This window comes from Arthrobacter sp. B1I2 (assembly GCF_030816485.1).
In the GTDB taxonomy this organism is placed as follows: Bacteria; Actinomycetota; Actinomycetes; order Actinomycetales; family Micrococcaceae; genus Arthrobacter.
On record NZ_JAUSYC010000001.1, the window covers coordinates 3,321,038 to 3,347,549 of the forward strand.

Annotated in this window: 25 protein-coding genes and 1 pseudogene; 6 read left to right on the forward strand and 20 right to left on the reverse strand. The window is 67.2% G+C overall.

Going from position 1 to position 26,512, the window contains the following annotated elements; genetic code table 11:
• Window positions 1-222: 222 nt before the first annotated feature.
• Complete coding sequence (locus tag QFZ57_RS15525; RefSeq protein WP_306900856.1) at window positions 223-1,521, reverse strand: GNAT family N-acetyltransferase; 1,299 nt, start codon at window positions 1,519-1,521, stop codon at window positions 223-225.
• Between the two features lie 80 nt (window positions 1,522-1,601).
• Window positions 1,602-4,244 carry a DNA polymerase I gene (gene polA / locus QFZ57_RS15530; RefSeq protein WP_306901594.1) on the reverse strand — a complete coding sequence of 881 codons (2,643 nt, stop codon included), beginning with the start codon at window positions 4,242-4,244 and terminating at the stop codon, window positions 1,602-1,604.
• A gap of 217 nt (window positions 4,245-4,461) precedes the next feature.
• Between polA and QFZ57_RS15535 the strand changes: the two genes are divergently transcribed.
• A complete protein-coding gene (locus QFZ57_RS15535) occupies window positions 4,462-4,926 on the forward strand; it encodes a hotdog fold thioesterase (RefSeq protein ID WP_306900857.1) in 465 nt (154 codons plus the stop codon).
• Window positions 4,927-4,937: 11 nt separating this feature from the next.
• Here QFZ57_RS15535 and QFZ57_RS15540 read toward each other — a convergent pair whose 3' ends face one another.
• The 6 genes from QFZ57_RS15540 to QFZ57_RS15565 form a co-directional block, all read right to left on the reverse strand.
• Complete coding sequence (locus tag QFZ57_RS15540) at window positions 4,938-5,498, reverse strand: dihydrofolate reductase family protein (protein ID WP_306900858.1); 561 nt, start codon at window positions 5,496-5,498, stop codon at window positions 4,938-4,940.
• Between the two features lie 125 nt (window positions 5,499-5,623).
• Window positions 5,624-5,845: a hypothetical protein gene (locus QFZ57_RS15545; protein WP_306631231.1), complete on the reverse strand. Its 222-nt coding sequence runs from the start codon at window positions 5,843-5,845 to the stop codon at window positions 5,624-5,626.
• Window positions 5,842-7,089: an inorganic phosphate transporter gene (locus QFZ57_RS15550; RefSeq protein WP_306631232.1), complete on the reverse strand. Its 1,248-nt coding sequence runs from the start codon at window positions 7,087-7,089 to the stop codon at window positions 5,842-5,844. Before QFZ57_RS15550 ends, QFZ57_RS15545 begins: the two co-directional genes overlap by 4 nt.
• A gap of 153 nt (window positions 7,090-7,242) precedes the next feature.
• Window positions 7,243-7,749 (reverse strand): HAD domain-containing protein, encoded by a 507-nt coding sequence (locus QFZ57_RS15555; protein ID WP_306900859.1) that lies wholly within the window; start codon window positions 7,747-7,749, stop codon window positions 7,243-7,245.
• 19 nt (window positions 7,750-7,768) lie between these two features.
• On the reverse strand, window positions 7,769-8,443 hold the full coding sequence (locus QFZ57_RS15560; protein WP_373461315.1) for a hypothetical protein: 675 nt from the start codon (window positions 8,441-8,443) through the stop codon (window positions 7,769-7,771).
• A 111-nt stretch (window positions 8,444-8,554) separates the two neighbouring features.
• Window positions 8,555-8,986 carry a VOC family protein gene (locus tag QFZ57_RS15565; protein WP_306631235.1) on the reverse strand — a complete coding sequence of 144 codons (432 nt, stop codon included), beginning with the start codon at window positions 8,984-8,986 and terminating at the stop codon, window positions 8,555-8,557.
• Between the two features lie 212 nt (window positions 8,987-9,198).
• Here QFZ57_RS15565 and QFZ57_RS15570 point away from each other — a divergent pair, with 212 nt between their 5' ends.
• Entirely contained in the window at window positions 9,199-9,819 is a 621-nt protein-coding gene (locus QFZ57_RS15570) for an L-threonylcarbamoyladenylate synthase (RefSeq protein ID WP_306900861.1), read from the forward strand.
• 142 nt (window positions 9,820-9,961) lie between these two features.
• On the opposite strand, the gene ligD is transcribed toward QFZ57_RS15570, so the two are convergent.
• Window positions 9,962-10,984 (reverse strand): non-homologous end-joining DNA ligase, encoded by a 1,023-nt coding sequence (gene ligD / locus QFZ57_RS15575; protein WP_306631237.1) that lies wholly within the window; start codon window positions 10,982-10,984, stop codon window positions 9,962-9,964.
• An 89-nt stretch (window positions 10,985-11,073) separates the two neighbouring features.
• On the opposite strand from ligD, the gene QFZ57_RS15580 reads away from it, so the two are divergent.
• Entirely contained in the window at window positions 11,074-11,751 is a 678-nt protein-coding gene (locus QFZ57_RS15580; protein WP_306631238.1) for an alpha/beta hydrolase family protein, read from the forward strand.
• Window positions 11,752-11,756: 5 nt separating this feature from the next.
• Here QFZ57_RS15580 and QFZ57_RS15585 read toward each other — a convergent pair whose 3' ends face one another.
• The 6 genes and pseudogenes from QFZ57_RS15585 to QFZ57_RS15610 all read right to left on the reverse strand — a co-directional run bounded on the left by QFZ57_RS15585 (window position 11,757) and on the right by QFZ57_RS15610 (window position 17,556).
• Window positions 11,757-11,924 (reverse strand): hypothetical protein, encoded by a 168-nt coding sequence (locus tag QFZ57_RS15585; RefSeq protein ID WP_306631239.1) that lies wholly within the window; start codon window positions 11,922-11,924, stop codon window positions 11,757-11,759.
• 151 nt (window positions 11,925-12,075) lie between these two features.
• A pseudogene (gene hrpB, locus QFZ57_RS15590) lies at window positions 12,076-14,698 on the reverse strand (ATP-dependent helicase HrpB).
• Window positions 14,699-14,737: 39 nt separating this feature from the next.
• The gene (locus QFZ57_RS15595) at window positions 14,738-15,346 is read right to left on the reverse strand and encodes a hypothetical protein (RefSeq protein WP_306900862.1); all 609 of its coding nucleotides are present in this window, start codon (window positions 15,344-15,346) and stop codon (window positions 14,738-14,740) included.
• A gap of 1 nt (window position 15,347) precedes the next feature.
• Window positions 15,348-15,650, reverse strand: coding sequence for a hypothetical protein (locus QFZ57_RS15600; protein WP_306900863.1), 303 nt, complete (start codon window positions 15,648-15,650; stop codon window positions 15,348-15,350).
• 235 nt (window positions 15,651-15,885) lie between these two features.
• Entirely contained in the window at window positions 15,886-16,401 is a 516-nt protein-coding gene (locus QFZ57_RS15605) for a flavin reductase family protein (RefSeq protein ID WP_306631243.1), read from the reverse strand.
• Between the two features lie 198 nt (window positions 16,402-16,599).
• Complete coding sequence (locus tag QFZ57_RS15610) at window positions 16,600-17,556, reverse strand: 5'-3' exonuclease (RefSeq protein ID WP_306900864.1); 957 nt, start codon at window positions 17,554-17,556, stop codon at window positions 16,600-16,602.
• A gap of 146 nt (window positions 17,557-17,702) precedes the next feature.
• On the opposite strand from QFZ57_RS15610, the gene QFZ57_RS15615 reads away from it, so the two are divergent.
• A complete protein-coding gene (locus QFZ57_RS15615) occupies window positions 17,703-19,025 on the forward strand; it encodes a BNR-4 repeat-containing protein (RefSeq protein ID WP_306900865.1) in 1,323 nt (440 codons plus the stop codon).
• Here the strand turns inward: QFZ57_RS15615 and QFZ57_RS15620 are convergent.
• The 3 genes from QFZ57_RS15620 to QFZ57_RS15630 all read right to left on the reverse strand — a co-directional run bounded on the left by QFZ57_RS15620 (window position 18,995) and on the right by QFZ57_RS15630 (window position 23,136).
• Window positions 18,995-19,636 (reverse strand): dihydrofolate reductase family protein, encoded by a 642-nt coding sequence (locus tag QFZ57_RS15620; protein ID WP_373461256.1) that lies wholly within the window; start codon window positions 19,634-19,636, stop codon window positions 18,995-18,997. The genes QFZ57_RS15615 and QFZ57_RS15620 overlap by 31 nt on opposite strands.
• 96 nt (window positions 19,637-19,732) lie before the next feature.
• A complete protein-coding gene (locus QFZ57_RS15625) occupies window positions 19,733-21,733 on the reverse strand; it encodes a vWA domain-containing protein (RefSeq protein WP_306900867.1) in 2,001 nt (666 codons plus the stop codon).
• A 14-nt stretch (window positions 21,734-21,747) separates the two neighbouring features.
• Window positions 21,748-23,136, reverse strand: a complete 1,389-nt coding sequence (locus tag QFZ57_RS15630) for a sigma 54-interacting transcriptional regulator (protein ID WP_306900868.1) — start codon at window positions 23,134-23,136, stop codon at window positions 21,748-21,750.
• 106 nt (window positions 23,137-23,242) lie between these two features.
• Between QFZ57_RS15630 and QFZ57_RS15635 the strand changes: the two genes are divergently transcribed.
• Together QFZ57_RS15635 and QFZ57_RS15640 are read left to right on the forward strand one after the other, a co-directional pair.
• On the forward strand, window positions 23,243-23,872 hold the full coding sequence (locus QFZ57_RS15635) for an MSMEG_4193 family putative phosphomutase (RefSeq protein WP_306900869.1): 630 nt from the start codon (window positions 23,243-23,245) through the stop codon (window positions 23,870-23,872).
• A gap of 58 nt (window positions 23,873-23,930) precedes the next feature.
• Window positions 23,931-24,632: an SCO1664 family protein gene (locus QFZ57_RS15640; protein WP_373461316.1), complete on the forward strand. Its 702-nt coding sequence runs from the start codon at window positions 23,931-23,933 to the stop codon at window positions 24,630-24,632.
• A 10-nt stretch (window positions 24,633-24,642) separates the two neighbouring features.
• On the opposite strand, the gene QFZ57_RS15645 is transcribed toward QFZ57_RS15640, so the two are convergent.
• Window positions 24,643-25,365, reverse strand: a complete 723-nt coding sequence (locus QFZ57_RS15645; protein ID WP_306900871.1) for an SGNH/GDSL hydrolase family protein — start codon at window positions 25,363-25,365, stop codon at window positions 24,643-24,645.
• A gap of 245 nt (window positions 25,366-25,610) precedes the next feature.
• The gene (locus tag QFZ57_RS15650; RefSeq protein ID WP_306631252.1) at window positions 25,611-26,435 is read right to left on the reverse strand and encodes a DUF1206 domain-containing protein; all 825 of its coding nucleotides are present in this window, start codon (window positions 26,433-26,435) and stop codon (window positions 25,611-25,613) included.
• Between the last annotated feature and the right edge of the window lie 77 nt (window positions 26,436-26,512).

The following is a 26,512-nucleotide window of genomic DNA, read 5'->3' on the forward strand; positions in this document are numbered from 1 at the left end:
TTGTGGATAGTTAGTCGGTCAGGCAAACCGGCGCGCCCGCGTTATGGAACGCAGGCGCGATTCGCGGTGAATCCGACGGATCCTCCGGGTCATCCTGATTTTGTGGATTGCTTTCAATGCAGCCCTAACGGGCCGCAAGTTGCGTGCACGTGGTACACGCCCGTTTATTCTAGTCGCTGCCGGCAAGCGGGGTCAAAGCGGCCGTGCAGGGGTGCGGGGGTCTCAGAAGTGGGTGAGGCAGTGCGTTGCCCGTTCAACCGCGAACAGCTGCCGGGCCCTTAAAGCGGCGCCTTCGGTGTGCTCGGTGATCCTTCCGGCGGCGGTGAGGGTCACCGGGCAGACCGCGCCGAGGTAGATGGAGGACAGCGCCGAGACATCCAGTGTCAGGTCGCGCTCCTCCCCGGCGTCAACGCGCCCGACGGCGGCCTCACCACGCCTGATCTCCACTGCGTACGTCCCGGCGGTCAGACCGAGCGGATCGAGCACCTCAAGGACCAGCCTGCCGTCGTCGGGAAAGTAGCGCGCTTCCAAGGCCTTCGCGACGTCGAGGATCCGGAGCCAGAGCATGTCGCGGGGCTCTGAGGCCTCGACGCAGCGGGCGTCCTCAAGTGCCCATGGCAGCGGATCATCAACCGGCGCTTCTTCCCACGTGACACGCTCGACGAGGTCGATGGCGGCAAGGTACTGCCAAAGCTCCAGGTAGGCGGCGCGGGTGGCGGCCACCAGGTCAACCACCTCCATGGTGTACGGAGTGTTGTCCCAGCCGGCGAACTTGTAGGAGACGTAACCGTCCACGTCGCCATCAGGCCCATAGTGCAGCGCCACCTTCACCTTCGGATCCTCGTCCTCGGCACGGCTGATGGACCCGGACGCCAGCTGGCGGTAAAACTCGTGCCGGTCAACCGAACCGGGCGTGACGAGGTGCAGCTGTTCGAACACCTTCGGGGCCAGCTCCAGGAGAACCTTGGGATCGGCCACCTCGACGGAGCCGGTGGCTTCGTGGTTCAGCACGAAGCGCCTGCTGGTATCGACCGTGACCGACTGTTCCCGCGTAGCCACGCCGTACCCGAACCGGCGGTAGATCGAGGCCTCTGAGGCCGTCAGTGCCGCGATGGCCAGGCCTTCCCGGCGTGCCAGCTCAAGCTCCCCGGCCATCATGCGGCGCAGCAGCCCCCTGCGCCGATGTGAGGTCCGCACTGTCACGGCGGTGACAAGGCGGGTGTCGAGCAGCCGCCCAAACCCAACGTTCAGCGTCTTATCGAAGGTACCGAAGGTCGCAACCGGAACGTCCGCCCCCAGGGAATACCCGGCCACCGGCCCTGTTTGATAAGCACCGGTCATCACCCGCCGGTCGGCACGCTGCATCTGGACGCCTCTGTCCACCCGCTCATCGGTGCGGCGCGCATCGTGGAAACCGAAGGCGACAGCCCGCATCCAGGCAACAGTCTGCGGATACGTGGAATCGTCCTTGGCCGCCGGCTCAAACCGCCGGATTTCATAGTTTCCGCTCAGATCACCCATTTACCCGAGCCTAGCCAATGAATCCGGCGTCTGACCAGCACAAACGCCCCGGCGTTGGACCAGGAGGCTCCGCGCGGGGCCTAGTGCCCGGCGTCGTACCAGCTGGGCCCGACGCCGATCTGGACTTCGAGGGGCACGCTGAGGTCCGCGGCTGCCGCCATCTGCTCGGTGACGAGTTTCTCAACGGCGGCCCGCTCCCCTGCCGCGACTTCCAGGACCAGTTCGTCATGGACCTGGAGCAGCATCCGGGATTTCAGCCCCTGCGCCTGCAGCTCGGCGTGGACGCCCAGCATGGCGCGCTTGATGATGTCCGCTGCGGAGCCCTGGATGGGGCTGTTCAGCGCAATGCGTTCTGCGTTCTCGCGCAGCTGGCGGTCGGTGCTGGTGAGGTCCGGCAGGTAGCGTCGGCGGCCCTCAATGGTGGCGGTATAGCCATCCACCCTTGCCTGGTCCACCACTCCCCGCAGGTAGTCGCGGACGGCGCCGAAGCGGTCGAAGTAGTCCTTCATGAGGGTGCGGGCCTCGTCAACGGAAATCTCCAGCTGCTTGGACAGGCCGAAGGAGGTCAGGCCGTAGGCAAGGCCGTAGGACATGGCCTTCACCTTTGAGCGCATGGCACTGGTGACCTGGTCCGTGGGGACGTGGAAAATGTTTGACCCGACGAAGCGGTGCAGGTCCTCACCGTCCTTGTACGCCTGGATCAGCCCAGCGTCCCCGGAGAGGTGCGCCATGATGCGCATCTCGATTTGGGAGTAATCGGCGGACAACAGGCATTCATAGCCATCACTGACCACGAAGATGCCGCGGACGCGCCGGCCTTCCTCGCTGCGGATGGGGATGTTCTGCAGGTTGGGGTTGTTGGACGAGATCCGGCCGGTGGCCGCCACGTTCTGGGCGTAGGTGGTGTGGATCCGGCCGTCCTCCGCCACGGACTTCTTCAACGACTCAAGCATCTGGCGCAGCTTGGCGGCCTCGCGGTGGGCCATGAGCTGCACCAGGAACTCGTGCCCTGTCTTTTCCAGGAGGTTCTTCAGCGATGAGGCGTCGGTGGTGTAGCCGGACTTGATCTTCTTGGTCTTGGGGAGCTGCAGTTCGTCGAACAGGACGTTCTGCAGCTGCTTGGGTGAGCCCAGGTTGACCTCGTGGCCGATGGCCGCGAAGGCCTGTTCCTGTGCCTGGTCGATGACCCGCGCGAGGTCGGCAAGCTGCTCGTCCATCTTGTCCATGTCGATGGCGATGCCGGCGAGTTCCATGTCCGCGAGGACGCGGCTGACCGGAAGTTCCAGGGTGGACAGCAGTTCCTCCGCCCGGCGCTCCTTGAGCTCGTCCTTGAAGTAGCGGCTGAGGGCCAGCACCACCGCGCCGGCCTGGACCAGGGCGTCCGCGGCGGCGGTGTCGTCGCCGTCGAACGACAGTTCCAGCTGCCCGGCCTTGGCGGTGGCGGCCGGGATTCCCACGTTGAGGTGGTGCTGGGCGAGTTCGGCGAGTTCGTAGCTGCGGCGGTCCGGCTGGATGAGGTAGCCCGAGATGGAAGTGTCATCCACCACGCCCTCCAGCTCCAGGCCGCGGGCCGTCAGCGCCTTAAGCGCCGCCTTGAAGCCGTGCATCACCTTGGGCGCTTCGGGGTCACGCAGCCACGCTGCCAAAACGTTCTCGGTCTCGGCGTCCTGGGCGGCAAGGTCGACGTAGACGGCGGCGTCACCGCGCACGATGGCCAGGGCGGCGGCGTCCTCACCGATCCGGCCCGGCACGAGGTCGACGGCGAGGGCGGACCGCTGGCCCGCACCGGCAGCCAGGAAGGCGGCCAGTACGGCGGCGCCGGCAGGGGTGGTGTAATCCGGGGTTTCGATGCTTTCGCGTTCGGCGGCGGGCGTGTCAGCCTCGCCATAGAGGGCAAACAGCCGGCCGCGGATGGCTTTGAACTCAAGCTGGTCGAAGAGATCTTCAATCGCCGCCTGGTCGGGGCGGGGCTGGTAGAGGTCGTCCAGGGTGACGGGGAGGTCAAGGTCGGTGTGGAGCTGGTTCAGCCGGCGGTTCCGCTTGACGGCGTCGACGTTCTCCCGCAGGGCGTCGCCTACCTTGCCGCCGATCGAGTCAAGGTGTTCCAGGACGCCTTCCAGGCCGCCGTACTGGTTGATCCACTTTGCCGCGGTCTTGGGCCCGACGCCGGGCACGCCGGGGAGGTTGTCCGCGGTCTCCCCCACCAGGGCGGCGAGGTCGGAGTAGCGGGACGGGCTGACGAAGTACTTGGCTTCGATGGCGGCGGCGTCCATCCGGGGGATGTCGCTGACGCCCTTCCGCGGGTACAGCACGAAGACGTTGTCCGTGATGAGCTGGAAGGCGTCCCTGTCCCCGGAGACGAGCAGCACCTCGAATCCGGCCTTGTCACCCATGGTTGCGAGGGTGGCCAGGATGTCGTCGGCCTCGTATCCGGGCATCTTGATGGTCTTGATGCCCCAGGCCTCCATGACCTGTCCGATGAGGTCGATCTGGCCGCTCATCTCCCGGGGGGTCTCGTTCCGGCCGCCCTTGTATTCGCTGTACTCGGTCTTCCGGTGGGTGGATTCGTCCGAGACGTCGAAAGCAACCGCGATGTGGGTGGGCTGCTGCTCCTTGATGAGGTTGATCAACATGGAGGTGAAGCCGTGGATGGCGTTGGTGTGCTGGCCGTTGGAGGTTGAGAACTTGTCCGCCGGCAGCGCGAAGAAGGCGCGGAACGCCATGGAGTGGCCGTCAAGGACCAGCAGCCGCGGCTGGCCGGTCATGGGAACGACCGGTGCTTCCGTGGCGGAAACAGACCCACCGGCAGCGGGGGTGGCGGCCTTTGCAGCAGTCCTGCGGGGGGACGACGAAGGCTGCACGGCAGCCTCCTCATCGATGGCCGGAGACGGGAAAGGGGCCGGTTTGGTTGTTTCACTCACAGGTGCCAGCCTAGTTGCCATGACAGACAATTTCACGCCGGGCGCTTTCGCCGAGGAGCTGGCAGCCGCCGGAATTCCCGACCACATGCACGGCTGGCTGGGCAGGTTCGGCGTCGGCGCCCTGGTGGTCAAGATGGGGATCCGTTTCCTGGAAATGAGCCCGGAACTTACCGTTGCCACCATGCCGGTGGAAGGCAACACGCAGGTTGCCGGAATCCTCCATGGCGGCGCACACGTGGTGCTGGCGGAAACCCTGGGCTCGTTCGCCGCCGGCATGCACGCCGGGCCGGGCCGGCACGCTGTGGGCATTGAGGTCAACGCCACGCACCACCGGTCCGTTGCGAAGGGCCTGGTGACGGGCACGTGCACCGCCATTCATTTGGGGCGGACGCTGACCACCCATGAAATCGTCATGACCGACGCCGGCGGACGGCGCCTCTCAACCGCACGGATCACCAACCTGCTCCGGGACGACGCCGTCTGAGGCGGGAGGCGTCAGGCCCCCGCGTCAGGCCTTGCGGGCAGCAGGTAGCGCAGCTCGACGATCCCGCTGCCCAGGGTGCGTGAGGCAGCCAGCTCAAGTGGCGGCGTCGGGCCTTTCATCGGCAACAGCCGCTTCCCGCTGCCGAGCACCACGGGAATGACGGAGAGGATGATCTCGTCCAGCAGCCCGGCGTCCGCGAACTGGGCGGCCAGGTTGCCGCCGCCCACCACCCAGATGTTCCTGTCCCGGGCGGACCGCCGGAAGTCCGCGACGAATTCCAGGATGTCCCCCCGGACGAATGTGATGTCGGCACCGTCCGGGGCGCGGTATTCGTGGTGGGTGAAGACGTAGCTGGGCGTGCCGGTGTACGGCCACCCGCCGGGCTCGTGCTCCATCAGCCAGGCGTAGGTTTCGCCGCCCATGACGATGCAGCCCACACCGGCCATGAAGTCGTTGTAGCTGTCCGCTCCGCCCTCGAAGCCGTCGAACTGCAGCAGCCAGCCCAGATCATCCGTGGATGTGGCGATGAAGCCGTCAAGGGATGCGGCCACAAAGTATTGGATGCGCGCCATGGCCCCAGCCTAGCCAACCGCCCCGGCACGGCCAACTGTCCGGCACGGCCAACTGTCCGGCATGGCCAAATGTCCGGAATGATCAACGTGTCCGCGCTGCCCGGACCGCGGCTTCCGGGAACGTGCTACTTCGAGAAGTACGGAATGATCAGGTACAGCCCCACCATGATCGCCAGGCCGCACAGGCCAAAGCAGAGGTAGGCGAAGGAGCGCTTCATTCCCGGGGACGTTTGCTCTGCGTCAGCGGCGATGGCGGTCAGCCGGACGCCGAGCGAGTAGAGGGTGACCACTGTTGCTGCAGCTATCAGCGTGGTGCCGGCAACAGTCAGGAGTTCCAACCACTTCATCGCCGATTCTCCTTGGGGTTCTTGGCTTTGGCGTCGGCCTTGGCTTTTGCCTTGGCTTCGGCCCGGGCGCGGGCCATGGCCTTCTTCTTGGCGAACCGGACGGCCTGGCCGGCTTCCTCCACCTCGACGGCGTTCTGGTGGCTTACAGAGGACTTGCGTGAGTAGAAGAACATGAAGAGCACTGCGCCGCTGCCGGCGATGGCGGCGATGAGCACACCGACGACGCCGGTCTTTACCAGCAGGGCGGTCAGGGCGCCGACGATACCGGCGGCCGGCAGGGTGAAGAGCCATCCCAGCGCGATCTTGCCCACCATGTTCCAGCGGACGGTGGTCCCGCGGCGTCCCATTCCTGAGCCGATGACGGAACCCGATGCCACCTGTGTGGTGGAGAGGGCGAAGCCAAGGTGGGAAGAGGCGAGGATGGCCGTGGCGGTGCTGGTCTCGGCTGCGAAGCCCTGGGCGGGCTTGACGTCGGTCAGGCCGGAGCCCATGGTCCGGATGATGCGCCAGCCGCCGGAGTAGGTGCCGATGGCGATGGCGAGGGCGCAGGATGTGATCACCCAGAACTGGGGACCGGAGCCGGGCGCCTGGCTTCCGGCGGCGATCAGGACGAGTGTGATAATGCCCATGGTCTTCTGGGCGTCATTGGTTCCGTGCGCCAGGGCCACCAGGCTGGAAGTGAAGATCTGGCCGGTGCGGAAGCCGCCGCGCTTCTGGGTGAGCTTGGTGCCCGTCTCGGGGTCGTGCCGCGAGGTGAGGGCATAGGCCAGGCGCGTGCACACGTAAGCGGCAACGCCGGCAATCAGCGGGGCGAAGACGGCCGGCAGAATGACTTTCTGGAGCAGCGTCTCAAGGTTGACGGAGCTGAACCCTGCGCCGACGATTGCCGCGCCGATCAGTCCGCCGAAAAGGGCGTGGGATGAGCTGGACGGCAAACCCTTCAGCCACGTGATCATGTTCCACAGGACGGCTCCCATCAGCCCGGCGAAGATGATCTCCGGGGTGATCTGGACGCCACCGGACCCCTCGCGGATGATGCCGCCGGACACGGTCTTGGCCACCTCGGTGGACAGGAAGGCGCCCACCAGGTTCAGGACGGCTGCCAGGGCCACGGCTGTCTTGGGCTTGATGGCCCCCGTTGCGATGGGCGTTGCCATGGCGTTCGCGGTGTCGTGGAAGCCGTTCGTGAAGTCGAAAAATAGTGCCAGTGCGATGACCAGCGCCACCATGAAGGTGATATCCACCTGTTGCCCAATCTGCAGAGTCGACGTTCAGCAGTTTCTCTCACCAGGCTGCCTTGCACAGCATAGTTCACCAGCTGTTGGCGTGGAATGACTTGCGGCGACGGCACAAACCGGCGGGAAACCTTATCGATCGTACGCGTCCCTGGCATGAGGTCAAAACAAGGCCTGGGCCAGGAAAGACTGGAGCCGGTCCAGTTCCGCAGGCGTGATTCCCTGCCGCGGATGCGGCGAGACGGTGAGGATGCGCCTGCCGAGGAAACGTGTCCATAGCTGCGCTTCGGCCTCGAACGCCAGTTGGTCGTCCACCCACGCGACGGCGTCAGGCACGGTGTTCTCGACGTCTTCCTGGATGGCCCGGAGCTTCCACCAGCGGGCGCCGCCCGCTGCGCCATCCGCAGCAAGGTAGGGCCAGTTGCTGCCGGCGAGCCCGACGGCGGGACACAGGTATTGCGGCGCCAGCTCCTCCCAGCTGGTCAGCCAGACACAACGCAGCCCCGGCGTCAGGGCGAGGGAGTTGAGCCCGGCCACGAGTTCGGCGGCGAAGGTGACGGGCAACAGTCCAGCGTCGGCGCGCTGCCAGGCGGACCCCCAGCCAGTGGATCCTTCCGGGCCGAACGGGCAGACCACGCCGTCGACGTCCAAGTAGAGTGTTCGCCCCACGCTGCACCTTGCGGGAATCTTAGCCCTGGTGGAACTGCGGTGGCCTTGGGCCGGCATCCAGTTGGGGGGCGATCTTCTCCTCAAGGGCCGCAACAGTAACGTCCGGAAGGACGATGAGTCCGTCCAGTTCGCGTCGGGCCCGCTTGTAGGCAGTCTGCCGTTCGGCCGGGCTAGCCGCCTGGTTCTCCGCGATCATCAGCAGTTTCCGTGCCGTGGCCAGCCGCTGGCGTTCCGGTCCAGTGAACTTCGTGTCCCTGATCCGCCTGGCCTCGCGCTCGGCAACGTCGAGGGCCACCGCGAAGTTGTTGACTGCCTGCCGGTAGGAGTCCAGGGCAGCCACGGATTGCAGGTCTTTGGCGGAGGCCGGGCGCTGGCCGTCGGCTTCCCGCTTTGCGCGCAGGAAGGCCACCGTGAGCGGTTCGCGGACGTCCGTCATAAGGGGGTAATCGATGAGCTTGCCCACGTCGAGCTCGTATTCAAGCCACCGCCGGTTGGTGGCGTCATGGGTTGCCATCAGCGCCTGGACCTCGGCCTCGGACGCCCTGTCGGCTTCGCGCACCTGGTTTTGGAGTTTGTACAGTTCAACCTGACGCCGGTATCGGCGCTCGCCGGCGCGCCGCCAGCCGCCTGCCCAGCGGCCGGCTGTCGCCATCAGCGGAAACACCATCCACCATTTGTCGGACAGGAACTCCATGAGGGTCCTCACGGCTTAATCGTCGCAGCCTGGAGGTCAGGCCTCAAGGCCAGGGGGCAGTTCCGTGCGGGACGGGCCGGCACTCCTGCGCACTGGCCGCCCTGTCAGATATCAAGGCGCCGGCGTGGCCTGGGCGGTGTTGACGTTGACCAGCCAGGCGACACCGAACCGGTCGGTGCACATGCCGAATACGTCACCCCAGGGCGACTTTTCCATGGGGACAGTCACCGCTCCCCCGTCGCCGCTCAGCTTCTGGTAGTAACCGCGAAGCTCCACTTCATCATCGCCGCTGATGGAAATGGAAATGGAGGAACCCGGATGGTACTCCATGCTGTTGGGGGTGTCGGCACCCATGAGCACCAGGCCCTGCGTGGTGGTCAGCATGCCGTGCATGATCTTCTCCGCTTCGGCAGGTTCCTCACTTGCCTGGAAGTCGCCGAAAGTACTGAGTGTCAGCTCGCCGCCGAACACGGACTGGTAGAAGTTCATTGCATCGCGGGCATTGTCCCGGAAGCTCAGGTAGGGATTGAGGATTGTTGGCATGGCAGGTTCTCCTTCACAGGGCCGGAACTGCGTCAGCGGGAACTGGCGGCAGACAACATCCTGCCCCATCCGGCTGCACCCCGGTAGGGGAAGACCCCCCTGTTCACCCGCATACCAGGATATGAACGGGTAGCCCTGTCCGGCTCCATTGGGCAGGTGCCGGATATGCGGAACGGGGTGCGGAGCGGGCCGCGGGAACGTAGGCTCGGGGCATGGCCCGATTCTTTGATGTGCATCCCGATGACCCCCAGCCGCGCGCCATCGCGCAGGCAGTGAACATAATCCGCGACGGCGGCCTGGTGGCTTACCCCACGGATTCCTGCTACGCCCTGGGTGCACAGATGGGCAACCGGGAGGCCCTGGACCGGATCAGGAGCATCCGCCACCTGGACGACAAGCACCACTTCACGCTGGTCTGCCGTGATTTCGCGCAGCTGGGACAGTTCGTGAACATCGGCAATGACGTGTTCCGCAGCATCAAATCCGTCACTCCGGGCAGCTACACCTTCATCCTGCCCGCCACCAGGGAGGTTCCCAAGCGCCTGCTCCATCCCAAGAAGAAGACCGTGGGGGTGCGGATTCCGGACAACCGCGTGGTCCAGGCACTGCTCGCGGAACTGGGCGAGCCGCTGCTGTCCAGCACGCTGCTGCTGCCGGATGAGGAGGAACCGCTGACCGTGGGCTGGGAGATCAAGGAACGGCTGGACAACCAGGTGGACGCCGTGATCGACGCCGGTGACTGCGGCGCCGAGCCCACCACCGTGGTTGATTTCTCCAGCGGGGTGGCCGAGGTGGTCCGCCGCGGTATGGGAGACCCGTCCCGGTTCGAGTAACTCCCCCGGCCCCTCCAGGGCAGGCGGCAGGCAGCCATCCCGGGGCACTTTGCAGCCACCCGTCGTCGTAAATTGCGACGACGCCCGGCGTATCCGTGTCAAAGTGCCCCTCTTTGGGGCGCGCGGGTCAGTCCTGCTTGGGTCAGTCCTGCTTGCGGGCACGGCTGGGCTGGACCCGGGGCGGTTCGCCCGGCATTTTGGGGTAGTCCGGCGGGAAGGGCATCTCCCCCAGGCCGGCTTTGCAGTCGCGGTCCCACCACTCCAGCAGCGTGTCGATCGTGCCGGGGCTGGCGTGGAAATCCGCCCAGGGATCTCCCAGCTTCTTCAGCCGTTCAGGAACCGTGAGGATGGTGAACTTCTTTGGATCCGCGTGCTCCAGTTCCTCCCAGGTGATGGGGCAGGAGACCGGGGCGTGCGGGAGGGCGCGCGGGCTGTAGGCGCCGGCGATGGTGCGGTCGCGGTTGGCCTGGTTGAAGTCCAGGAACACCCTCCGGCCCCGTTCTTCCTTCCACCAGGCCGTGGTCACCTTGTCCGGGATGCGGCGCTCCACTTCCCGGGCAGCGGCGATGACGGCGTGCCGGACGTCCAGGAACTCGCGAGTCGGTTCAATGGGTGCGTAAACATGGAGTCCGCGGTTTCCGGAGGTCTTAATGAAGCAGGTGAGCCCCGCCTCGGCCAGGACGTCCTTCAGCACCAGGGCGGCAGGGACGGCGTCATCGAAGTCTGTTCCGGGCTGTGGGTCAAGATCAATGCGCAGCTGGTCCGGGTTGTCCGTGTTTTCCGCCCGGGATGGCCAGGGATGGAACACCACCGTGTTCATTTGCACGGCCCAGACGGCTGCCGCCGGCTCGTCGAACACCAGTTGCGGGTGCGACCTTGCGCTGGGGTAGACCACCTTGACGGAACGGATGAAATCCGGCGTGCCCTTGGGCGGATTCTTGGAGAAGAACTGTTCGCCGTCGATGTTGCCGGAGAACCGCTGCAGCGCCACGGGCCGGTCCCCGTTGGCGGCGATGAACGCCTCCCCCACGTCGCAGATGTAGTTCACCAGGTCCAGCTTGGTAAGGCCCAGTTCCGGCCAAAGGACTCGGCTGGGACTGGAAATGCGCATCTCGCGCGGCCCGTTGGGGCCCTGAACCGTGATGGTGGTCTGTTCGCTCGCCATGGGGACAACGTACACCCCGCCACCGGCAGGCACTGGCAAGTACCCGGCACGTACCGGCACGCCAGCCAGCCCTCCGGCATGATGGACACATGCCGGCATCCGATCAACAGCTCACCGTCCCCGTAGGCGAGACCTCAATTTCCGCCGTCTACGCCCGCCCCGCAGATCCCACCGCAACTGTAGTGGTGGCGCACGGTGCAGGTGCCGGCATGGATCACCCGTTCCTCCGCGGATTCGCGGACGCCCTCAATGACCTGGGCCTGGCCACCTTTCGCTTCAATTTCCCGTACCGGGAGGCAGGGCGGAAATTCCCGGACCGCCCTCCGGCGGCCATTGCCGCCTGGCAGGCCGCAATGGCCGCCGCCCGCGGGCAGGCTGCCGCCAACGGCGACCGTGGTCCGCTCTGGGCGGCGGGCAAATCATTCGGCGGAAGGATGGCATCCATGGCCGTTGCCGAGGGCATGGAAGCCAGGGGCCTGGTGTACCTTGGCTATCCCCTGCATGCTCCAGGGAAACCCGAAAAACTCCGGGATGGGCACCTGTACGGGATGACCGCGCCCATGCTGTTCCTGCAGGGAACCCGCGACACATTTGCCACGCCCGAAATCCTGTCGGATGTCGTGTCCCGGATCGGGTCCAACGCCGTGCTGCACTGGGTGGAGGGCGGTGACCACTCGTTCGCGGTGGCGGGAAAGAAGCGGCCAGCCGAGGAGGTGGGTGCGTCCCTTGCCGCCCCCGTGGCCGCGTTTATCGCAGCCCACGGCTGAGGACGCTACGCAGCGTCCTCGTGCCACCAGCCCTCCCAGGCAGCGGAGGTGAGCTGGCCCGCGGGGAACGCAACCGGCGCGCCGGCCTCACCGGAGGGCCCGCCGTCGTACCGCCGTGCGTCATCACTGCCGCGTCCGTCGAGCAAGAGATTCATGCTGGTCAAGAGAAACATGTTCAGTCCTTCCTGGGAGTTTGTGGACAACACCGTCCACCTGGGAAGGAGCCTAGCCAGCGCATGTTTCACCAGGAGCACGTGAAGTTTCGGCCGTGTAACTGAGATCTCACGGACCGGCGGACCGCCTCGCAGGCTCCTTGGAATACGGCTACTTGCGCTGCTTGGTGCGTGCGGTGGCCGGGGCTGACCAGGGGTCCTCCGGCCAGGGGTGCTTGGGGTAGCGGCCCCTCATTTCCGCCCGCACCTGGCTGTAGGGGCCGGACCAAAATGAGGTCAGGTCATCCGTCACGGCGAGGGGACGGCGGGCCGGGGACAGCAGGTGGAACAGGACCGGAACGCGGCCGCCCACCAGCCTCGGGGTTTCGGCCAGCCCGAAACACTCCTGCAGTTTCACCGCAACCACGGGCGCGGCACTGTCGTCGCCGGGTTCCGGGTAGTCGATCCGGACCCGCGAGCCGCTGGGGACTTCAAGGCCTTCCGGCGCAAGCTCGTCCAGCCGGGCAGCTTCGGGCCAGGGCAGCAGCCGGCGCAGGGGGTGGGCCAGGTCAATCGAGGTGACCGGTTTCCCTGCGGCGAGGTCTTCCAGCTCGGGCCCCAGCCACTCTTCCAGCCGGCCCAGCAGCGCCTCCTCCGACACGTCGGGCCAAGGCTCTCCCAACTCCCGGTGCAGGAACGCGAGGCGGCGCCGGAAGAAGGCCGCCGCCGTCGACCATGACAGTGCCGCCAGCCCTCCGGACACCAGCGCCGCCGCCACGGCCCTCCTGCCCTCTTCGGCGGTGGGGCGCACCGGTGTTGCGGAGAGCACGATCGACCCCAGCCGCCTGGTCCTCCGCGCGCTGACCCGGCCCCCGCTGAATTCCGCGTCCACGGTGTCTGCCAGCAGGTGTGAGGCAGCGGTTTCGGCGACGCCAAGGGAAATGGGTGCAGCGGCCCGGATCACGGCACCGGTGCCGGCCGCGTCCCTGCCTTCCGCGCGCGAGACTTCGGCCACGGCCAGCCACTCGTGGCCCGACAACGTACTGCCTGCAGGAAGGCCTGCCCGGGTGCCGGACGTCAGCAGGTACTGCCCGGTGCCCCCGCTGCCGGGCACGCGGCGGGCCACGCGGTCGGGAAAAGCGAGCGCGACAACGGCGCCAACAGCTTCACCTCCATCCGAGGGGATGGCGGGAACCAAGGCGGCGCCGGCCTGTTGCCGCCGCGCCAGGGCACCCAGCCGCCTGGACTCCTCGGCCCAGCGCCTTCCCGCCGGGCCTGTGTCGGCACGGAGTTGGGCCAGCAGGCGGGGAAGGTCTCCTCCTGGCGCACGGTGGTCTCCGGAGAGCGCCGCGACTACCCCGGCAGCGAACTGGTGGCCGGTGGAGGTGCCGCCGTCGAGCAATGCCCGTGCCAGCCGCGGGTCAGCAGGTATGCCGGCAAGGGCCCGGCCGGCTGCCGTCACCTGCCCGTCACTGGACACGGCCCCCAACTCCCGGAGCACCTCGACGGCGTCATCCATGGCCTGCCGCGGCGGTGGGTCGGGCAAGGCAATCCCTTTCCCGCCGGGTGCGCCCCAGCAGGCGAGGGTGAGGGCGGCGCCGGTCAGGTCTGACACGTTGATTTCCGGCGTTACGTGGGGCGGAGCCGCACCGTATGCCTGCTGCGAGTAGCAGCGGACCACTTTCCCCGGGCCCTGCCGCGCGGCGCGCCCGGCCCGCTGGTCTGCGGACGCCCGGGAGCAGGAAACAGTGACCAGCCCGGTCATACCCCGGCCTGAGTCCCGCCGCGGTTCCCGGGCCAGCCCCGAGTCGATGACCAGGCGGACGCCGGGCACTGTCAGGGAAGACTCGGCGAGATCCGTGGAGACGATGATGCGCGGAGGATCCCCGGGACCGCGCCCCGAGACCGCCCGGTCCTGCTCCGCTGCGCCCACCTGTCCGTGAAGTTCCAACACGTCCACGTGGCTTCCCAGCCGGCTGCGCAACGCCGCCGCGACGTAGGAGACCTCCCTGGCCCCCGGGAGGAACACCAGTCCGTCCACCGACCGCGTCGGCGCCGGCGGCCCTGGCATGGGCGTCCGCAGCCGACGCGGCGACGTGGTCCAGGAAGGCACGGGTCACTCCCCTGGCGTCCAGCCGCGGGGACGGCGCCGGGAGCCACTGCACGTCCAGCGGATGGTTCACGGAAGGGCAGTCGACGACGGGTGCCGGGCCGCCGCCGTCGGGGTCCCCCAGCAGGGCTGCGAACCGGGGTGCGTCCAGCGTGGCGGACATGGCGACGACGGCGAGGTCGCCGCGGAGCGCACGGACCTCCGCGAGCATGCCGACCAGGAGATCCGTTTCCAGGCCTCGTTCGTGCACCTCATCCAGGACGACGGCGCCAGTGCCGTCAAGCCCGGGGTCTGCCAGCAGGCGGCGCAACAGGATGCCCGGGGTGACAAACTCGATCCGGGTCTCCGCGCCCGCGTGGCGTTCCCCGCGGACCGTGTAGCCGACGCGGCCAGCCGTCCGGCTGCCGTCGAGCGCGGAGAGGCGGCGGGCGGCGGCGCGGGCGGCAACACGCCGCGGCTGGGTGACGACGACGCGGCCGCGCGGGCCGTGGAGGTTTGCCAGCAGCGGCGGGACGAGGGTGGTTTTACCCGTCCCGGGCGGTGCCTGTACTACGGCGGCGCCCGGCGGGCGGCCGTCTTCCAGTGCCTCCTGCAGCGCGGAAAGGGATCCTTCGAAGGCAAGTCCGGCACCGATGGCACCCAGATCGAAAGGGTCGGCGGCGGGGCGGCCGTCAGGAGGAATCATCCGTCCATTCTGCCTCGGCCGGCAAGTTCTTTCCCGCGGTCAGGGCTTCCCTTGGCCCTTGCCCTTGCCTTTGGCTTCCTTGGCGGTGTCCGCACCTTGTGGGCCTGGAGCTTCCGGAGCGGGGGCCGGGGCGGGTGCCGGGGCCACAGCCGGAACGGCCGGCTCTTCGGGGGCGGGTTGGTCCTGCGCGGTGTCAGCCACAGCAGGGTCGGCCAGGACAGGGCCGGGCTCGACGGCGGCGGGCACCGTGGCAGGACCTGCCTCGGCTGACGCCGCGGCCACATGTGTGGCGATGTCGGCCCGGACTGCCGAGAGCGCGTTTTCGATGCCGCGGTACCGCGCCGCCGAAAGACGGCCTGCGGCTGCCGCATCGCCCAGGTCCTTCTCGAGGGCCTGCAGGGCGGCCAGCGCGCCGTCCATCCTGTCTTCCGCGGCGGCCTGGCTGATGCCCAGCACCCGGATCTGGAAGCCCCGCAGGACGCTTTCGTCGGTGCCGCCGGAACGGACGCCTGCCGCACCTGCAACCAGCGCGCCGGTAACAGCAGCACAGCACAGGACGATCAGGGCGCGGTTTCCCCGACGGCGGCGGGGTACGGGGGTGGCGCCGTCAGGCGCCGCGGCGAGGCCAGGTCCGCCTGGTGATTGCACCTCAGGCGGCATGCCTGCCCCGCAACGGGACGACGGACGCGGTCCGTACAGGCAGGACGGTCACAGAGGCGTACTCCCCAATGGAGGCCTTCATGGAGGCCTTCGGTTCCCTCGAGGCTGCCCGGGCAAGGAGGACCCGTACGCCGCAACGCAGCATGGTGGCGATCAGCAAGCCAATGCCCACTCCAAGGAGCACATGCCCGGCCAGATAGTACTGGGCGGCTCCGGGGCCACCTTCTGCGGCCACCACTGCACCGCCAACGGTCAGAATCAGTGACAGGGCCGTCCCGAAAATTGCACCCATGGCTCCTGCTCCCATCAGATTTAATCAGCAAGCTTACTAGTAATGCTCAGCAAGCTTACTACCTGATGGCGCTAAGGCAAGAGTTCCGGGCGCGGAAGCACCGTCGGACGGCAGCGCGCACCGGTCGGGACAGCGATAAGTCAGCTGTCCCAGCAAGGCCCGCAACCACCGTTCAAGGTAAAGGCTGCCGTCCCGGCGCACGGGAATGGCAGCCTTTATTGCCTTTTGCTTCGGCTCAGCCGGCCGCTTCGAGCAGGCGTTCCGCCGGCGTGATCCCGCCGTAGCGGCCCTTGAAGAACAGCAGCGGCTCGCCGTCCTGCCGGGCGCTGAGGTGGCGGACCGCCGCGACCACGATGGTGTGGTCGCCGCCGTCGTACTCCGCATGGAGCTCGCAGTCGATCCAGGCGAGCGCGTCCTCCAGCACGGGATTGCCCAGCGGCGAGGCCGCATGGCTGACGCCCGCAAATTTGTCCGCCCCTGAGCGGGCGAACTGCCCCGCCAGGTGCTGGTGTTCCGCCGGAAGGATGTTGACGGTGAATGAGCCGGCCTTCCGCAGGACCGGCCAGGTGGTTGACGTGCGTGCCGGGCTGAACGTTACCAATGCCGGCTCCAGCGACAGGGAGGCAAAGGACTGGCAGGTGAAACCGGCGGGCCCGTCCGCGGTGGACCCCGTGATGACGGTCAGGCCGCTGGCAAAAGTTCCGAAAATATCGCGAAGCCGGCGTGGAGCAAGATCTGAAGTGACTGTCATGGAAAGGCCTCTCGTCTGGATCGTTACCCCACCAAACCATCAGCAATTCGGCTTATTCAAGCCACCTGAAATGCGCGGACCCGCAGCGCAACGAATTGTCATGTGCGCACTTCCGGCGTCATCAGGTCTTGGCGCCGGGAGCCCGGCATGTCGTTGTTTGACGCAACACAATGGCTTGTCCGGCACCGGCGCCGGCGGTCAGGACGGGTGGGCCGGCTGCTCCTGCAGGTCCAGCGCGGCAAGCAGCCGGCGGACCGAGCCGCCCAGGTTCCATTCGCCGGCCAGCTGTTCCAGTTCCGCGCGCCTGTCACCGGTCACGGGTTGCAGCCGGGCGCCCACCTGGTCGAGGGTGGGCAGCTCCAGGTTCCGCACCAGGCGGACGACGGCGGGGGCTGCTTCCAGGTACGGGGCCGCCGCGGAGAGCTTGGCCCGGACAGGTGCGGATACTGCCGGGCCCGGCTCGTCCGCGGCCGCCAGCAGCCCTTCGAGGGTCCCAAATTTCAGCAGCAGGGACGCTGCCGTCTTCTCGCCGATGCCTGCCACGCCGGGCAGGCCGTCGGAGGCGTCCCCCCGCAGGGTGGCATAGTCGGCGTACTGCTGCGGCAGGACCTTGTATTTGGCCACCACGGTTTCCTCGGTGATGACTTCGAGGTTTCTCATGCCGCGGGCGGTGTAAATCACCCGGACCCCTCGTTCGTTATCGCATACCTGGAACAGGTCGCGGTCCCCCGTGACCACGTCCACCGGGAAGGCGGCATGGCTCGCGTAGGTGCCCACGACGTCGTCGGCTTCATGCTGCGCCGCACCCACAACGGCGATCCCGGCCAGCTCCAGCACCCGGCGGATCATGGGCAGTTGCGCCTGAAGGCCCTCGGGCACCACCTCGACGTCGGTGCCGTCCGGAACCGCTTCGGCCACCCGGTGGGCTTTGTAGGTGGGAAGCAGGTCCACCCGCCACTGCGGCCGCCAGTCATCATCCCAGCAGGCCACCAGGTGGGTGGCGTGGTAGTCGGTACTGAGCCGGGCGATCATGTCCAGCAAGCCGCGGACGGCGTTGACCGGCGTTCCATCCGGGCGGCGGATGGTGTCGGGCAGGCCGTAGAAGGCGCGGAAGTAGAGGGAGGCAGTATCGAGCAGCATGAGGCGCTGAGGCATACCTTGATCCTGACACGGAACTGGCAAACACAGCAGCACGCGCTGCCGTGGCACCTGTGAAGTAACCGTATCGAACTACTGATCGAATACGATCGACTCCCCGCTTTGCCGTTGACCCTTCAGTTCCCGTGCGCAACGATGACGGGATGACTCCCAGCACCGAAAGCAGCAGGCCTATGCCCGGTACGCCGGTCACCATCAACGACAACGGCGCGTGGTGCTGGTTCCAGGACGAGCGGGCCGTGGTGGATCCGGCCAACAACACCCTGCTGGTGGGTTCGGTCGCTGCTCCCGACGGCCCGGACGGTGAGAGCAGGGGTGGCAACATCGAAGTTGCTGTCCTGGATCTGGCCTCAGGGCACAGCAGCGTGCACGTCCTGCACCACAGGCTGGAGCCGGACGACCATGACGCTCCGGCGCTGCTGATCAGGCCGGACGGCCGCTACCTGGCCATGTATGCCAGGCACAAGACGGACAACTACTCCCGCTGGCGGATCTCCGCCCAGCCCCACGATGCCTCTGAATGGGGCCCGGAGGAGCGCTTCGACTGGACGGAACTGGCCGCAGGGCGCGGTGCAACCTACTCCAACCTGCACCGGCTGGACGCGGAGTCCCGGGTGTACAACTTTGTCCGGGCCATCAACGACGATCCCAGCCTGATGGTGTCCGGGGACGACGGCGGCACGTGGCGTTTCGGCGGCAAGCTCTTCACCCGGCCCAAAGTGGGCTATGTCAACGGCTACACCCGCTACTTCGGCAACGGCAGCGACCGCATTGACCTCATCACCACGGACCACCACCCCCGCGATTTCGACAACAGCATCTATCACGGCTACATCCGGGATGACGCCCTCCATGACGCCCAGGGGCAGGTGGTGGCCAAGCCGCTGATCGGCTCGCCCGGCGTGGACCAGGCTTCCCTGACCACCGTTTTCGAGGCAGGTACCGAACTCGGCGGGGACGTCCTCACCCACGGCTGGACGGTCGACCTGCGGGGCCGGGGTGCGCACCTGGCAGCCATCATCAGCTGCAGGGCCAACGACGTCAATGGCGCCCTTGAACGTGAGCAGATGCTCGACGTCGATGACCACCGCCTGCTGTACGCCCGCTTTGACGGGGTGCGCTGGAGGCTGAGCCACCTCGCCGCCGCCGGCCCTGCCCTGCTCCCGCACGAGCAGGACTACACGGGGTTGGGTGCGGTGGACCCCTACGACCTGGACCGCGTGTACATTTCCACCCCGGTGGATCCGCGGACCGGCACCACCACGCCGCACTACGAGATCTATCGCGGCCGCACCCGGGACGAGGGCGCCACGTGGGAGTGGGACGCAGTAACCGCCAATTCCCAGGTGGACAACCTCCGTCCCATCGTTCCGCCAGGGGACCCGTCCGTTCACGCCGTTTGCTGGTTCCGGGGAACCATGCGCTCGTCCCAGGCCTACCGGACGGAAGTGGTTGTGCTCTCTTGACCGCTGCCGGGAGGCGGATGGTCAATCACGCGGGGGATGTACTCGAGCAGTTGGAGGCGCCCGTCGAAGGTCCTGCTGTCCACCATCTCCAGGGCGACGTCAGGGTAGCCGTCGTAGATGCGTTCGCTTCCGGTGCGGCCTGTGATCAAGGGGAAGACAACCAGCCGGAACCGGTCCACGAGGCCTGCTGCCACCAAGGAACGGCAAAGGCTGAGGCTGCCCAGGGTGCTCAAGGGCCGGGAGTGGGTGCGTTTCATCTGCCTCACGGCTTCAACTGCGTCCCCGGCCACCAGCTGGGAGTTCGGCCACCGGAGGGGAGCCGTCAGGCTGGAGGAAAACACCACCTTGGGAACGGCGGCGAGGCCTGTCAGGGAAGCACTCTCGTCCTGCGAGTAACCTGTGCCCCCGGCGGCGGCATCCTCTGACATTCCGGACATGAGGCGGTAGGTGTTGGCCCCCAGCAGGAACGTATAGTCCTTCCCTGCCTCCTGCTGGAGCCACGCAAGGTATTCCGGACCTTCCAAACCCCACCAGCCCGGCCATCCCTCACCTGAGGCGAAGCCGTCCAGGGTAACGATCATGTCCACCATCAGCTGGCTCATGGCGGCCATGCTATTCCCGCCCCGGAAACCCGGCAAGGGACCGGACCCCATGCTCACCGCGGCCGAGGCTGCAAAAGTGGAAGCAGCGTAGAAAAAGTCGCCGGATCAGAACCAGTCGCCGTCGGCGTAGGCGCTGCGGACGTGCGCCCGCAGGTACTCCCCCACCACGGCAGCGCCAAGGTCGCCCACTTCCGGCGCCACCACGCGGCCGTCAACGCGCCGCGCCATGCGCTGGATGAACCGCTCCAGGCCGGGGTCGTTGCCCAGGCGGAAGAATGTGGCAGGGACGCCGGAGCGGCCCAGGCGGTCCAGTTCGGCAACGGTGGCACGGATGGTCTCGGCATCGGGGGGCCAGTTGAACCAGGAGTCCCCGTCCGGCAGCAGGTGGGCTGTGGGCTCACCGTCCGTGACCACCAGGAGGACGGGCTGCATGGACGGGTGCCGGCGGAAGAAGCGGCCCGCCAGCAGCAAACCGTGATGCAGGTTGGTGCCCTGTTCCCGGAGGGCCGGCAGGGCCGTGAGTTCGCCGATGTCCATGGACTGGGCGTAGCGGCCGAACGTGATCAGCTCCAGCCGGTCGCCGCGGAAGCGGGTAGAAACCAGGTGGTGCAGGGCGAGGGCGGTCCGCTTCATCGGAACCCACCGGCCCTCGGCAGCCATGGAGAAGGACACGTCCACCAGCAGGGCAACCGCGGCCTGTGTGCGCGCCTCCGTCTCCGTCACTTCGATGTCACCGATGGCGAGGCGCAGTCCGCGGGCCGGATCGCCGCCGTCGGCCATGGTGCGCCGGATGGCGTTGGTCATAGTGCGGGTGACATCCCACGGCTCAGCGTCCCCGAACTCCCACTGGCGGCTGGAGCCCGTCTGTTCACCGGCTGCTCCTGCCATCCGGGTGCCCCGGTTTCCCTGCCGCCCGGAGAGCTGCCTGGCGGTGTCCCGCAGGAGCGATTTCCCCAGCCGCCGCATGGCCTGGGGGGACAGCCGCAGGTCGCCGTCGGTGCCGCGCCGCAGGTAGCCGCCGTCCTGCATGGCACGTTCGATCTCGGCGAGGGTGCGGGCGCTCACGGCTGCGTTTTCGCCGAGCTGGCGGGCGAGGGCGTCCAGGTCCAGGTCATCGAGCCGGGAGCCGTTGTAGCTCTGTGAGAGCTGCTCGGACAGCTCGTCGAGCTCGGCGATGTCCTGCAGCACACCGGTCCCGTCGCCCAGCCCCAGGCCTTCCTGCCCTTCGAAGCGTTCCGTTCCCGTCCAGTCCTCCCCCGGACGCAGCGCCTGCAGGGTGGCGTCGAGTTCGCTGAGCTGGGCCATCAGCCCGGGAGACCCGAAGGCCTGGGCGGACAGGCGCATCAGCTCATCGCGCTGCTCCGGGGACATTGACTGCAGGAGCCGCTGGGCCGCCGCGGCGCGCTGGGCCAGGGCGTCCACCAGTTCCTCGACCGACTGCGGATTCTCCGGAAAGAACTGGCCGTGCTTGGCCATGAACTCCTGGAAATCGGCATCCGTGTCTTCGCCGCGCCGGTGCTTGCCGAGCAGCCCGTTGAGGTCCCGGAGCATCGCGTTCACGGCTTCCCGGTCCTCGTCAGTGGCACTCTCCAGCGCCTGCTTCATGCCGGCGAACCGCTGTTCGAGGACCTCCCGGCCCAGCAGGTCCTTGATCCGGTCGTAGGCTTCCCTGGCTGCGCTTGACTGCCAGTCGTAGGAGGCAAGCTCATTGACCGCTGCCGCCGTGGAGGGCGGCAGGTTCTGCAGCTGCATCTCGCGGAAGGCACGGTCGGTGTTGTCCATCATGGCGTCCCGGGCCAGCTGCTTGCGCTCCTCCAGCACGGCGGTGTCCAGGAGTTTCTTCACTTCGTCCAGGGTGCCGTCCAACCGGTGGCGGCTGAGCAGATCGCGCCGCCGCTGCTGCACCCGCCGGGCAAGGTCGTCCAGCCCGTCACGGTTCCGGCCCCCGCGCCGCAGGAACTCCTGAAGGGCGTGGCGGGGCGAGTAGCCTGCCATCACGTCTTCGGCGACGGCGTCGAGCGCCTCGGCCAGGTCAACCGGCGGGGCGAGCGGGTCCGGGCCGCCGGTGTACCGGCCGTACCGGGCGGACCGCTTGTGGATGGCCATGGTGCCTCCTGTGCCTAGCCGTAAATGGTTTCCTCGTCGTCGGATTCCTTGGAGATCCGGCGGCCGAGGTACAGGCCTTCCAGCGCCAGTTCGACGGCGGCGGCCCGCTGTCCGTCATTTGTCGCGCCCAGGCGCCGGCCGATTTCGTCGTAGAGGCCCGAGCCGTTCAGGGACGGGAGGTTGTCCAGGAACTCCTGCGCCGTGACCTGTTCCCCGGTGGTGACAGTCCGGTGGCCGTCCAGGGCAGCGACGAGGGGGCCCATGTCCAGGCCCTGGAAGTGCGCCCTGACCGCTTCCGCCGTGGCGGTGCGCAGGAGGTGGTCAAGGACGCCCTGTTCGCGTCCTTCCTCGCCGGATTCGAACTCGATCTTGCCGGTCAGTACTTCCACGGCGGGCTCGAGGTCAATAATGCGGGCCACGGCCTGGTCCTCCCCACGGAGGCTTGCCCGGCGGAGTGCGGCCGCGGCCACCGTCTCTGCCCCGGCAATGGCGAATCGCGCGGATACACCGGAGGTCTGGTTGATGGCAGGTGACTGCCGCAGAGCCCGGGTGTAACGGGCCAGGATCTCCAGGATGAAGGGCGGGACGTCAGCCACCAGGCGGCCCTCCTGGCGAATGACCGAGACTTCGTCCTCCAGTTCGATCGGATAGTGGGTCCGGATTTCCGCGCCGAAACGGTCCTTCAGCGGGGTGATGATCCGGCCGCGGTTGGTGTAGTCCTCCGGGTTGGCGGAGGCGACGACCAGCACGTCAAGCGGCAGCCGCAGCACGTAACCGCGGATCTGGATGTCCCGTTCCTCCATGACGTTGAGCATCGCCACCTGGATGCGCTCGGCAAGGTCCGGGAGCTCGTTGATCGCGATGATGCCGCGGTTGGAGCGCGGAATGAGCCCGTAATGGATGGTCTCCGGGTCACCCAGGCGGCGGCCCTCGGCCACGCGCATGGGATCGACATCGCCGACAAGGTCAGCGACCGAGGTGTCCGGCGTCGCGAGCTTTTCCACGTAGCGCTCCGACCGGTGCCGCCATGCGACCCGCAGCCGGTCCCCCTCGGTAAGGGCACGGGCGCGGGTCTGTTCGGTGATCGGCTCGAAGGGGTGCTCGTTGAGCTCCGAATCCTCGATTACCGGGGACCATTCGTCCAGCAACCCCGAAAGGGTCCGGAGCAGGCGGGTCTTTCCCTGCCCCCGCTCACCCAGCAGGACGATGTCATGTCCGGCGATGAGGGCGCGCTCAAGCTGCGGAATCACGGTCCGGCTGAAGCCGTACAGACCCGGCCAGGGGTCGCGGCCCGCCGCCAGGGCGGCGAGGAGATTGTCGCGGATCTCGTGCCTCAGGTCCTTGTGGACGTACCCTGCCGCACGCAGTTCACCAACGGTATAGATCTCGGGGCGATCAGTCACCCCTCTACGGTAATCCCCACCCTGCGGCTAATCGATAGATTCCTCCAGATTCCTGGATACAGCGTGCCGGGCCAAGGGAGCCGCCCTGCAGCTATTCTTAGACCCAATGACACAGAGCACGCTGATCCTCCTGGTGCGGCACGGTGAAACGCCCACAACCGGTACGGTCCTGCCGGGCAGGGCCCCGGGACTGCATCTTTCCGAGCGTGGGCGCGCCCAGGCGGAGGCCGTTGCCGAACGCCTTTCCGGCCTGCCCGTCGAGGCCATTTACTCCTCGCCCCTGGAGCGCGCCCGGGAGACCGCCCAGCCCACGGCCACCCGCACCGGGCGGCCGGTGACCGAAGAAGCCGGGCTCCTGGAATGCGATTTCGGCGACTGGACCGGCGCCGCGCTCGCCGGCCTCACGGGACTGCCGGAGTGGCAGACCGTGCAGCACAACCCGTCGGCCTTCCGGTTCCCCAATGGAGAGGGCTTTTCCGGGATGCAGGCGAGGATGACCGCCGCGCTGGAGACCCTCCGGGCCGCCCATCCGGGCGGCGTCGTGGTCTGTTTTTCCCACGCCGACCCCATCAAGGCGGCCGTGGCCCACGCCCTGGGCACCCACCTGGACCTTTTCCAGCGGATCATGATCAGCCCGGCGTCGGTCTCTGCGATTTCCTTTCTGGACGGCCAGGCGCCGGCCGTGCTCACGGTGAATTCGATGTCGGAACCCCTGAGCGGGCTGAGGAAGACGTGATGCTTCAGGGATTGACGCGTGATGGATGGCCGCACGATGCGGCGGCACGGGGCGTACGGTGTCCGGGCGCGAACTGACCCTCCTGCACGAGGGCCGCGTGGAGCTTTTGGGCCGCATCATGAGCGGAAGCAATGCCACATTCCTGGTGGAGCTTTCCTGCGGGGATGATTCCGCATGGGCCGTCTACAAGCCGGAAGCCGGGGAGCGGCCGCTCGCAGATTTCGACGCCGGGCTGTACCGCCGGGAGCGCGCCGCCTACCTGCTCAGCGAAGCACTGGGATGGGGAATCGTTCCGCCCACGGTAGTCCGCGTGGACGCGCCGCTGGGTGTGGGATCGCTGCAGTGGTTCGTCGAAGGAGACCTCCAGGAGCATTACTTCACCCTGTACGCCGATTCCCCGGAGACGCACGCCGCGCTGGCCCGGATGGCCCTGTTCGACTGCGTGGCAAACAATACGGACCGGAAAAGCGGGCACGTGCTGCGCGGCGCTGACGGCCGTATCTGGGGCATCGACCACGGCCTGTGCTTCTCCGCCGCGTTCAAGTTGCGCACCGTGATCTGGGACTTCGCCGGCGACCCCATTCCGGACGCCCTGCTCAACGACATCGCTCCCCTGGCCACCACCGTGCCGGACGACATCGCCGGGCTGCTCGACCACGCCGAAACGGCAGCCCTCCAGCGCCGCGTCCAGCGCATGCTTCGGGAAAAAGTACTCCCCGTCGACCATACCGGCATGCGATACCCCTGGCCTTTGGTCTAGGGCAGCTTCACTAGGCGTCCGGACGCCCTTGCGCGGCGGCCACAGGGGCCGCCTGTTCGAGATGGACACCGATGTGCTCCAGCAGGTAGTGCTGCCCCAAAACCGTGGGATGGTCGCCGTCCGGGCCGATGAGATCGTCAAAGTCATCGCTGATCCAGCCCTCGGCAATGGGATCAACGAACTCGCCGCCCGCCTGCCGGGCAGCTGCTTTGAGCTGGTCGCTGATATCTACCAGCGCGGGATCCGGGGTTGCAGAGTACGACGGCGGCCCCACCACGATGATTTTCGCTGCGGGTGCGAGGGCCTCGGCACGGTCCATCGCCGCCAAGGCGGCGTCGCCAACATCTGCGGGGGCATATCCAAGGTCGTTCTCAGATCCGAAGAAAACAACAATGCCGGTGTCTTCGGTTACGAAGTCTTCAACCTCGGTACCGAAAGTACCGTCGAAATCACCGGCGCTGACGTAACCGCTGCCGTTCTCGGCGGCGTTAACAACCTCCAGGCCGGCGCCCAACCGGTCCTTGCGCATCAACGCCGGCCACGCCTGCTCCGGCGAGGTGCCGTGACCGGTGCTCAGCGAGTCCCCCACAACCACTACCCGGACCGGAGATGTTGCCGCGGCTACTGGCCGGGTGGGGGCCGAACTGCCCGACGTGACGGCCAGGAGGAGGCCAACCGCCCCCGCCGCCAGCACCCGGCCCGGATGGCCGTGCAGCAGCACAGTATGTTGCATGGGTGCCGCCTCCTGCCTGGAACCGTCTGGAGCCGCCGGGCAGCTGCCCGCCGTCAATGTGTCCTTTAGTCGAGTCCTATCGTAGGCAATGGTGGGAATACTGTAGGGCCAAGGTGACCAGGATCAACAGGATGCACAGTGGCTGCACAGGAACTTTGGGGCATTAGGTATCCCAGGACCTGCGGACCGGATCCAGAACATGGGGTTGCGTGCGGTCGCTTTGGCCTTGCGGTCACGGGCAAGGGCTAGAACTTCCCGTAGCGTGCCCGGGCCATGGAGTACACGCCGTAACAGATGAGCCCCGCGGCGATGGCGGCGAGAAGGAACACGCCATAGGGCTGTGAACCGAGTGTCTTCAGCCCGCCGTCCAGGCCCGAGGACTTGGAGGGGTCGGCAGTTGCGGCTGCCACGATGATCAGCACACCCACGACGGCGAGCACGACTCCCTTGGCTGCGTAACCGATGGTTCCGATCCATTCCACGGCCGTCCGGGCGTTGCCCGGGTCCTGCAGGTCCTTCATGAACTTCCGGGTGATGCCGCGGTAAGCGTAATAACCACCGGCCCCGATGATTGCCAGCCCCAGGGCGATCAAGAGCACCACCCCGGCGGGTGCTCCCATCAATTTGGCGGTGAAATCGCTGGCCGACTGGCTGGAGTTCTTGCTGCCGCCGGAGGCAAAGACGGCAAAGGTGAAAGCGAGGAAACCGAAGACAACAGCTTTTCCCACGGCGCTGGCGGCCTTTTTCAGCTTCTTTTTGGAGTCGGTGGCGGTGCGCGCCCCAAAAACTGCCTCGCTCAGCATCCACAAGGCAAGCGCGGCGCAGGCCACTGCCCCGACCCAGAGCAGGATTCCGCCGCCGGGCTTGGAAGCCAGCGTCCCGATCGCCCCGGACTGGTCAGCTTCACCGCCCTGGCCCCTGTCCAGTTGCAGGGCGATGACGCCGATAAGAATATGGACCAGGCCGATGAACACAAAGCCGGCACGGGCCAGAATCCGCACCGCCGGGCTGCGGCTTGCCGAGGCCGCCTCCGATACTGCCCTGTTAGCTCCCTGCGACGCGTTGACCATGGCCGGCCCTTCCAAATATGCAGTTGAACTTCTGTTCCCCGGTCGGCTTCCCCCGGCCTGCCAGCGTCGCGGAATGA

Coding starts and splice junctions, on each gene's coding strand:
- ligD (WP_306631237.1), bottom strand. CDS start 10,984: ATGGCGAGCGAACAGACCACCATCACGGTTCAGGGCCCCAACGGGCCG.
- QFZ57_RS15635 (WP_306900869.1), top strand. CDS start 23,243: ATGACACAGAGCACGCTGATCCTCCTGGTGCGGCACGGTGAAACGCCC.
- QFZ57_RS15525 (WP_306900856.1), bottom strand. CDS start 1,521: ATGGGTGATCTGAGCGGAAACTATGAAATCCGGCGGTTTGAGCCGGCG.
- QFZ57_RS15560 (WP_373461315.1), bottom strand. CDS start 8,443: ATGGAGTTCCTGTCCGACAAATGGTGGATGGTGTTTCCGCTGATGGCG.
- QFZ57_RS15610 (WP_306900864.1), bottom strand. CDS start 17,556: ATGCCTCAGCGCCTCATGCTGCTCGATACTGCCTCCCTCTACTTCCGC.
- QFZ57_RS15605 (WP_306631243.1), bottom strand. CDS start 16,401: ATGACAGTCACTTCAGATCTTGCTCCACGCCGGCTTCGCGATATTTTC.
- QFZ57_RS15645 (WP_306900871.1), bottom strand. CDS start 25,365: ATGCAACATACTGTGCTGCTGCACGGCCATCCGGGCCGGGTGCTGGCG.
- polA (WP_306901594.1), bottom strand. CDS start 4,244: ATGGCGTTCCGCGCCTTCTTCGCGCTGCCGGCGGACAAGTTCTCAACC.
- QFZ57_RS15535 (WP_306900857.1), top strand. CDS start 4,462: ATGACAGACAATTTCACGCCGGGCGCTTTCGCCGAGGAGCTGGCAGCC.
- QFZ57_RS15545 (WP_306631231.1), bottom strand. CDS start 5,845: ATGAAGTGGTTGGAACTCCTGACTGTTGCCGGCACCACGCTGATAGCT.
- QFZ57_RS15540 (WP_306900858.1), bottom strand. CDS start 5,498: ATGGCGCGCATCCAATACTTTGTGGCCGCATCCCTTGACGGCTTCATC.
- QFZ57_RS15580 (WP_306631238.1), top strand. CDS start 11,074: ATGCCGGCATCCGATCAACAGCTCACCGTCCCCGTAGGCGAGACCTCA.
- QFZ57_RS15650 (WP_306631252.1), bottom strand. CDS start 26,435: ATGGTCAACGCGTCGCAGGGAGCTAACAGGGCAGTATCGGAGGCGGCC.
- QFZ57_RS15570 (WP_306900861.1), top strand. CDS start 9,199: ATGGCCCGATTCTTTGATGTGCATCCCGATGACCCCCAGCCGCGCGCC.
- QFZ57_RS15585 (WP_306631239.1), bottom strand. CDS start 11,924: ATGTTTCTCTTGACCAGCATGAATCTCTTGCTCGACGGACGCGGCAGT.
- QFZ57_RS15620 (WP_373461256.1), bottom strand. CDS start 19,636: ATGGCCGCCATGAGCCAGCTGATGGTGGACATGATCGTTACCCTGGAC.
- QFZ57_RS15625 (WP_306900867.1), bottom strand. CDS start 21,733: ATGGCCATCCACAAGCGGTCCGCCCGGTACGGCCGGTACACCGGCGGC.
- QFZ57_RS15600 (WP_306900863.1), bottom strand. CDS start 15,650: ATGGGTGCAATTTTCGGGACGGCCCTGTCACTGATTCTGACCGTTGGC.
- QFZ57_RS15565 (WP_306631235.1), bottom strand. CDS start 8,986: ATGCCAACAATCCTCAATCCCTACCTGAGCTTCCGGGACAATGCCCGC.
- QFZ57_RS15615 (WP_306900865.1), top strand. CDS start 17,703: ATGACTCCCAGCACCGAAAGCAGCAGGCCTATGCCCGGTACGCCGGTC.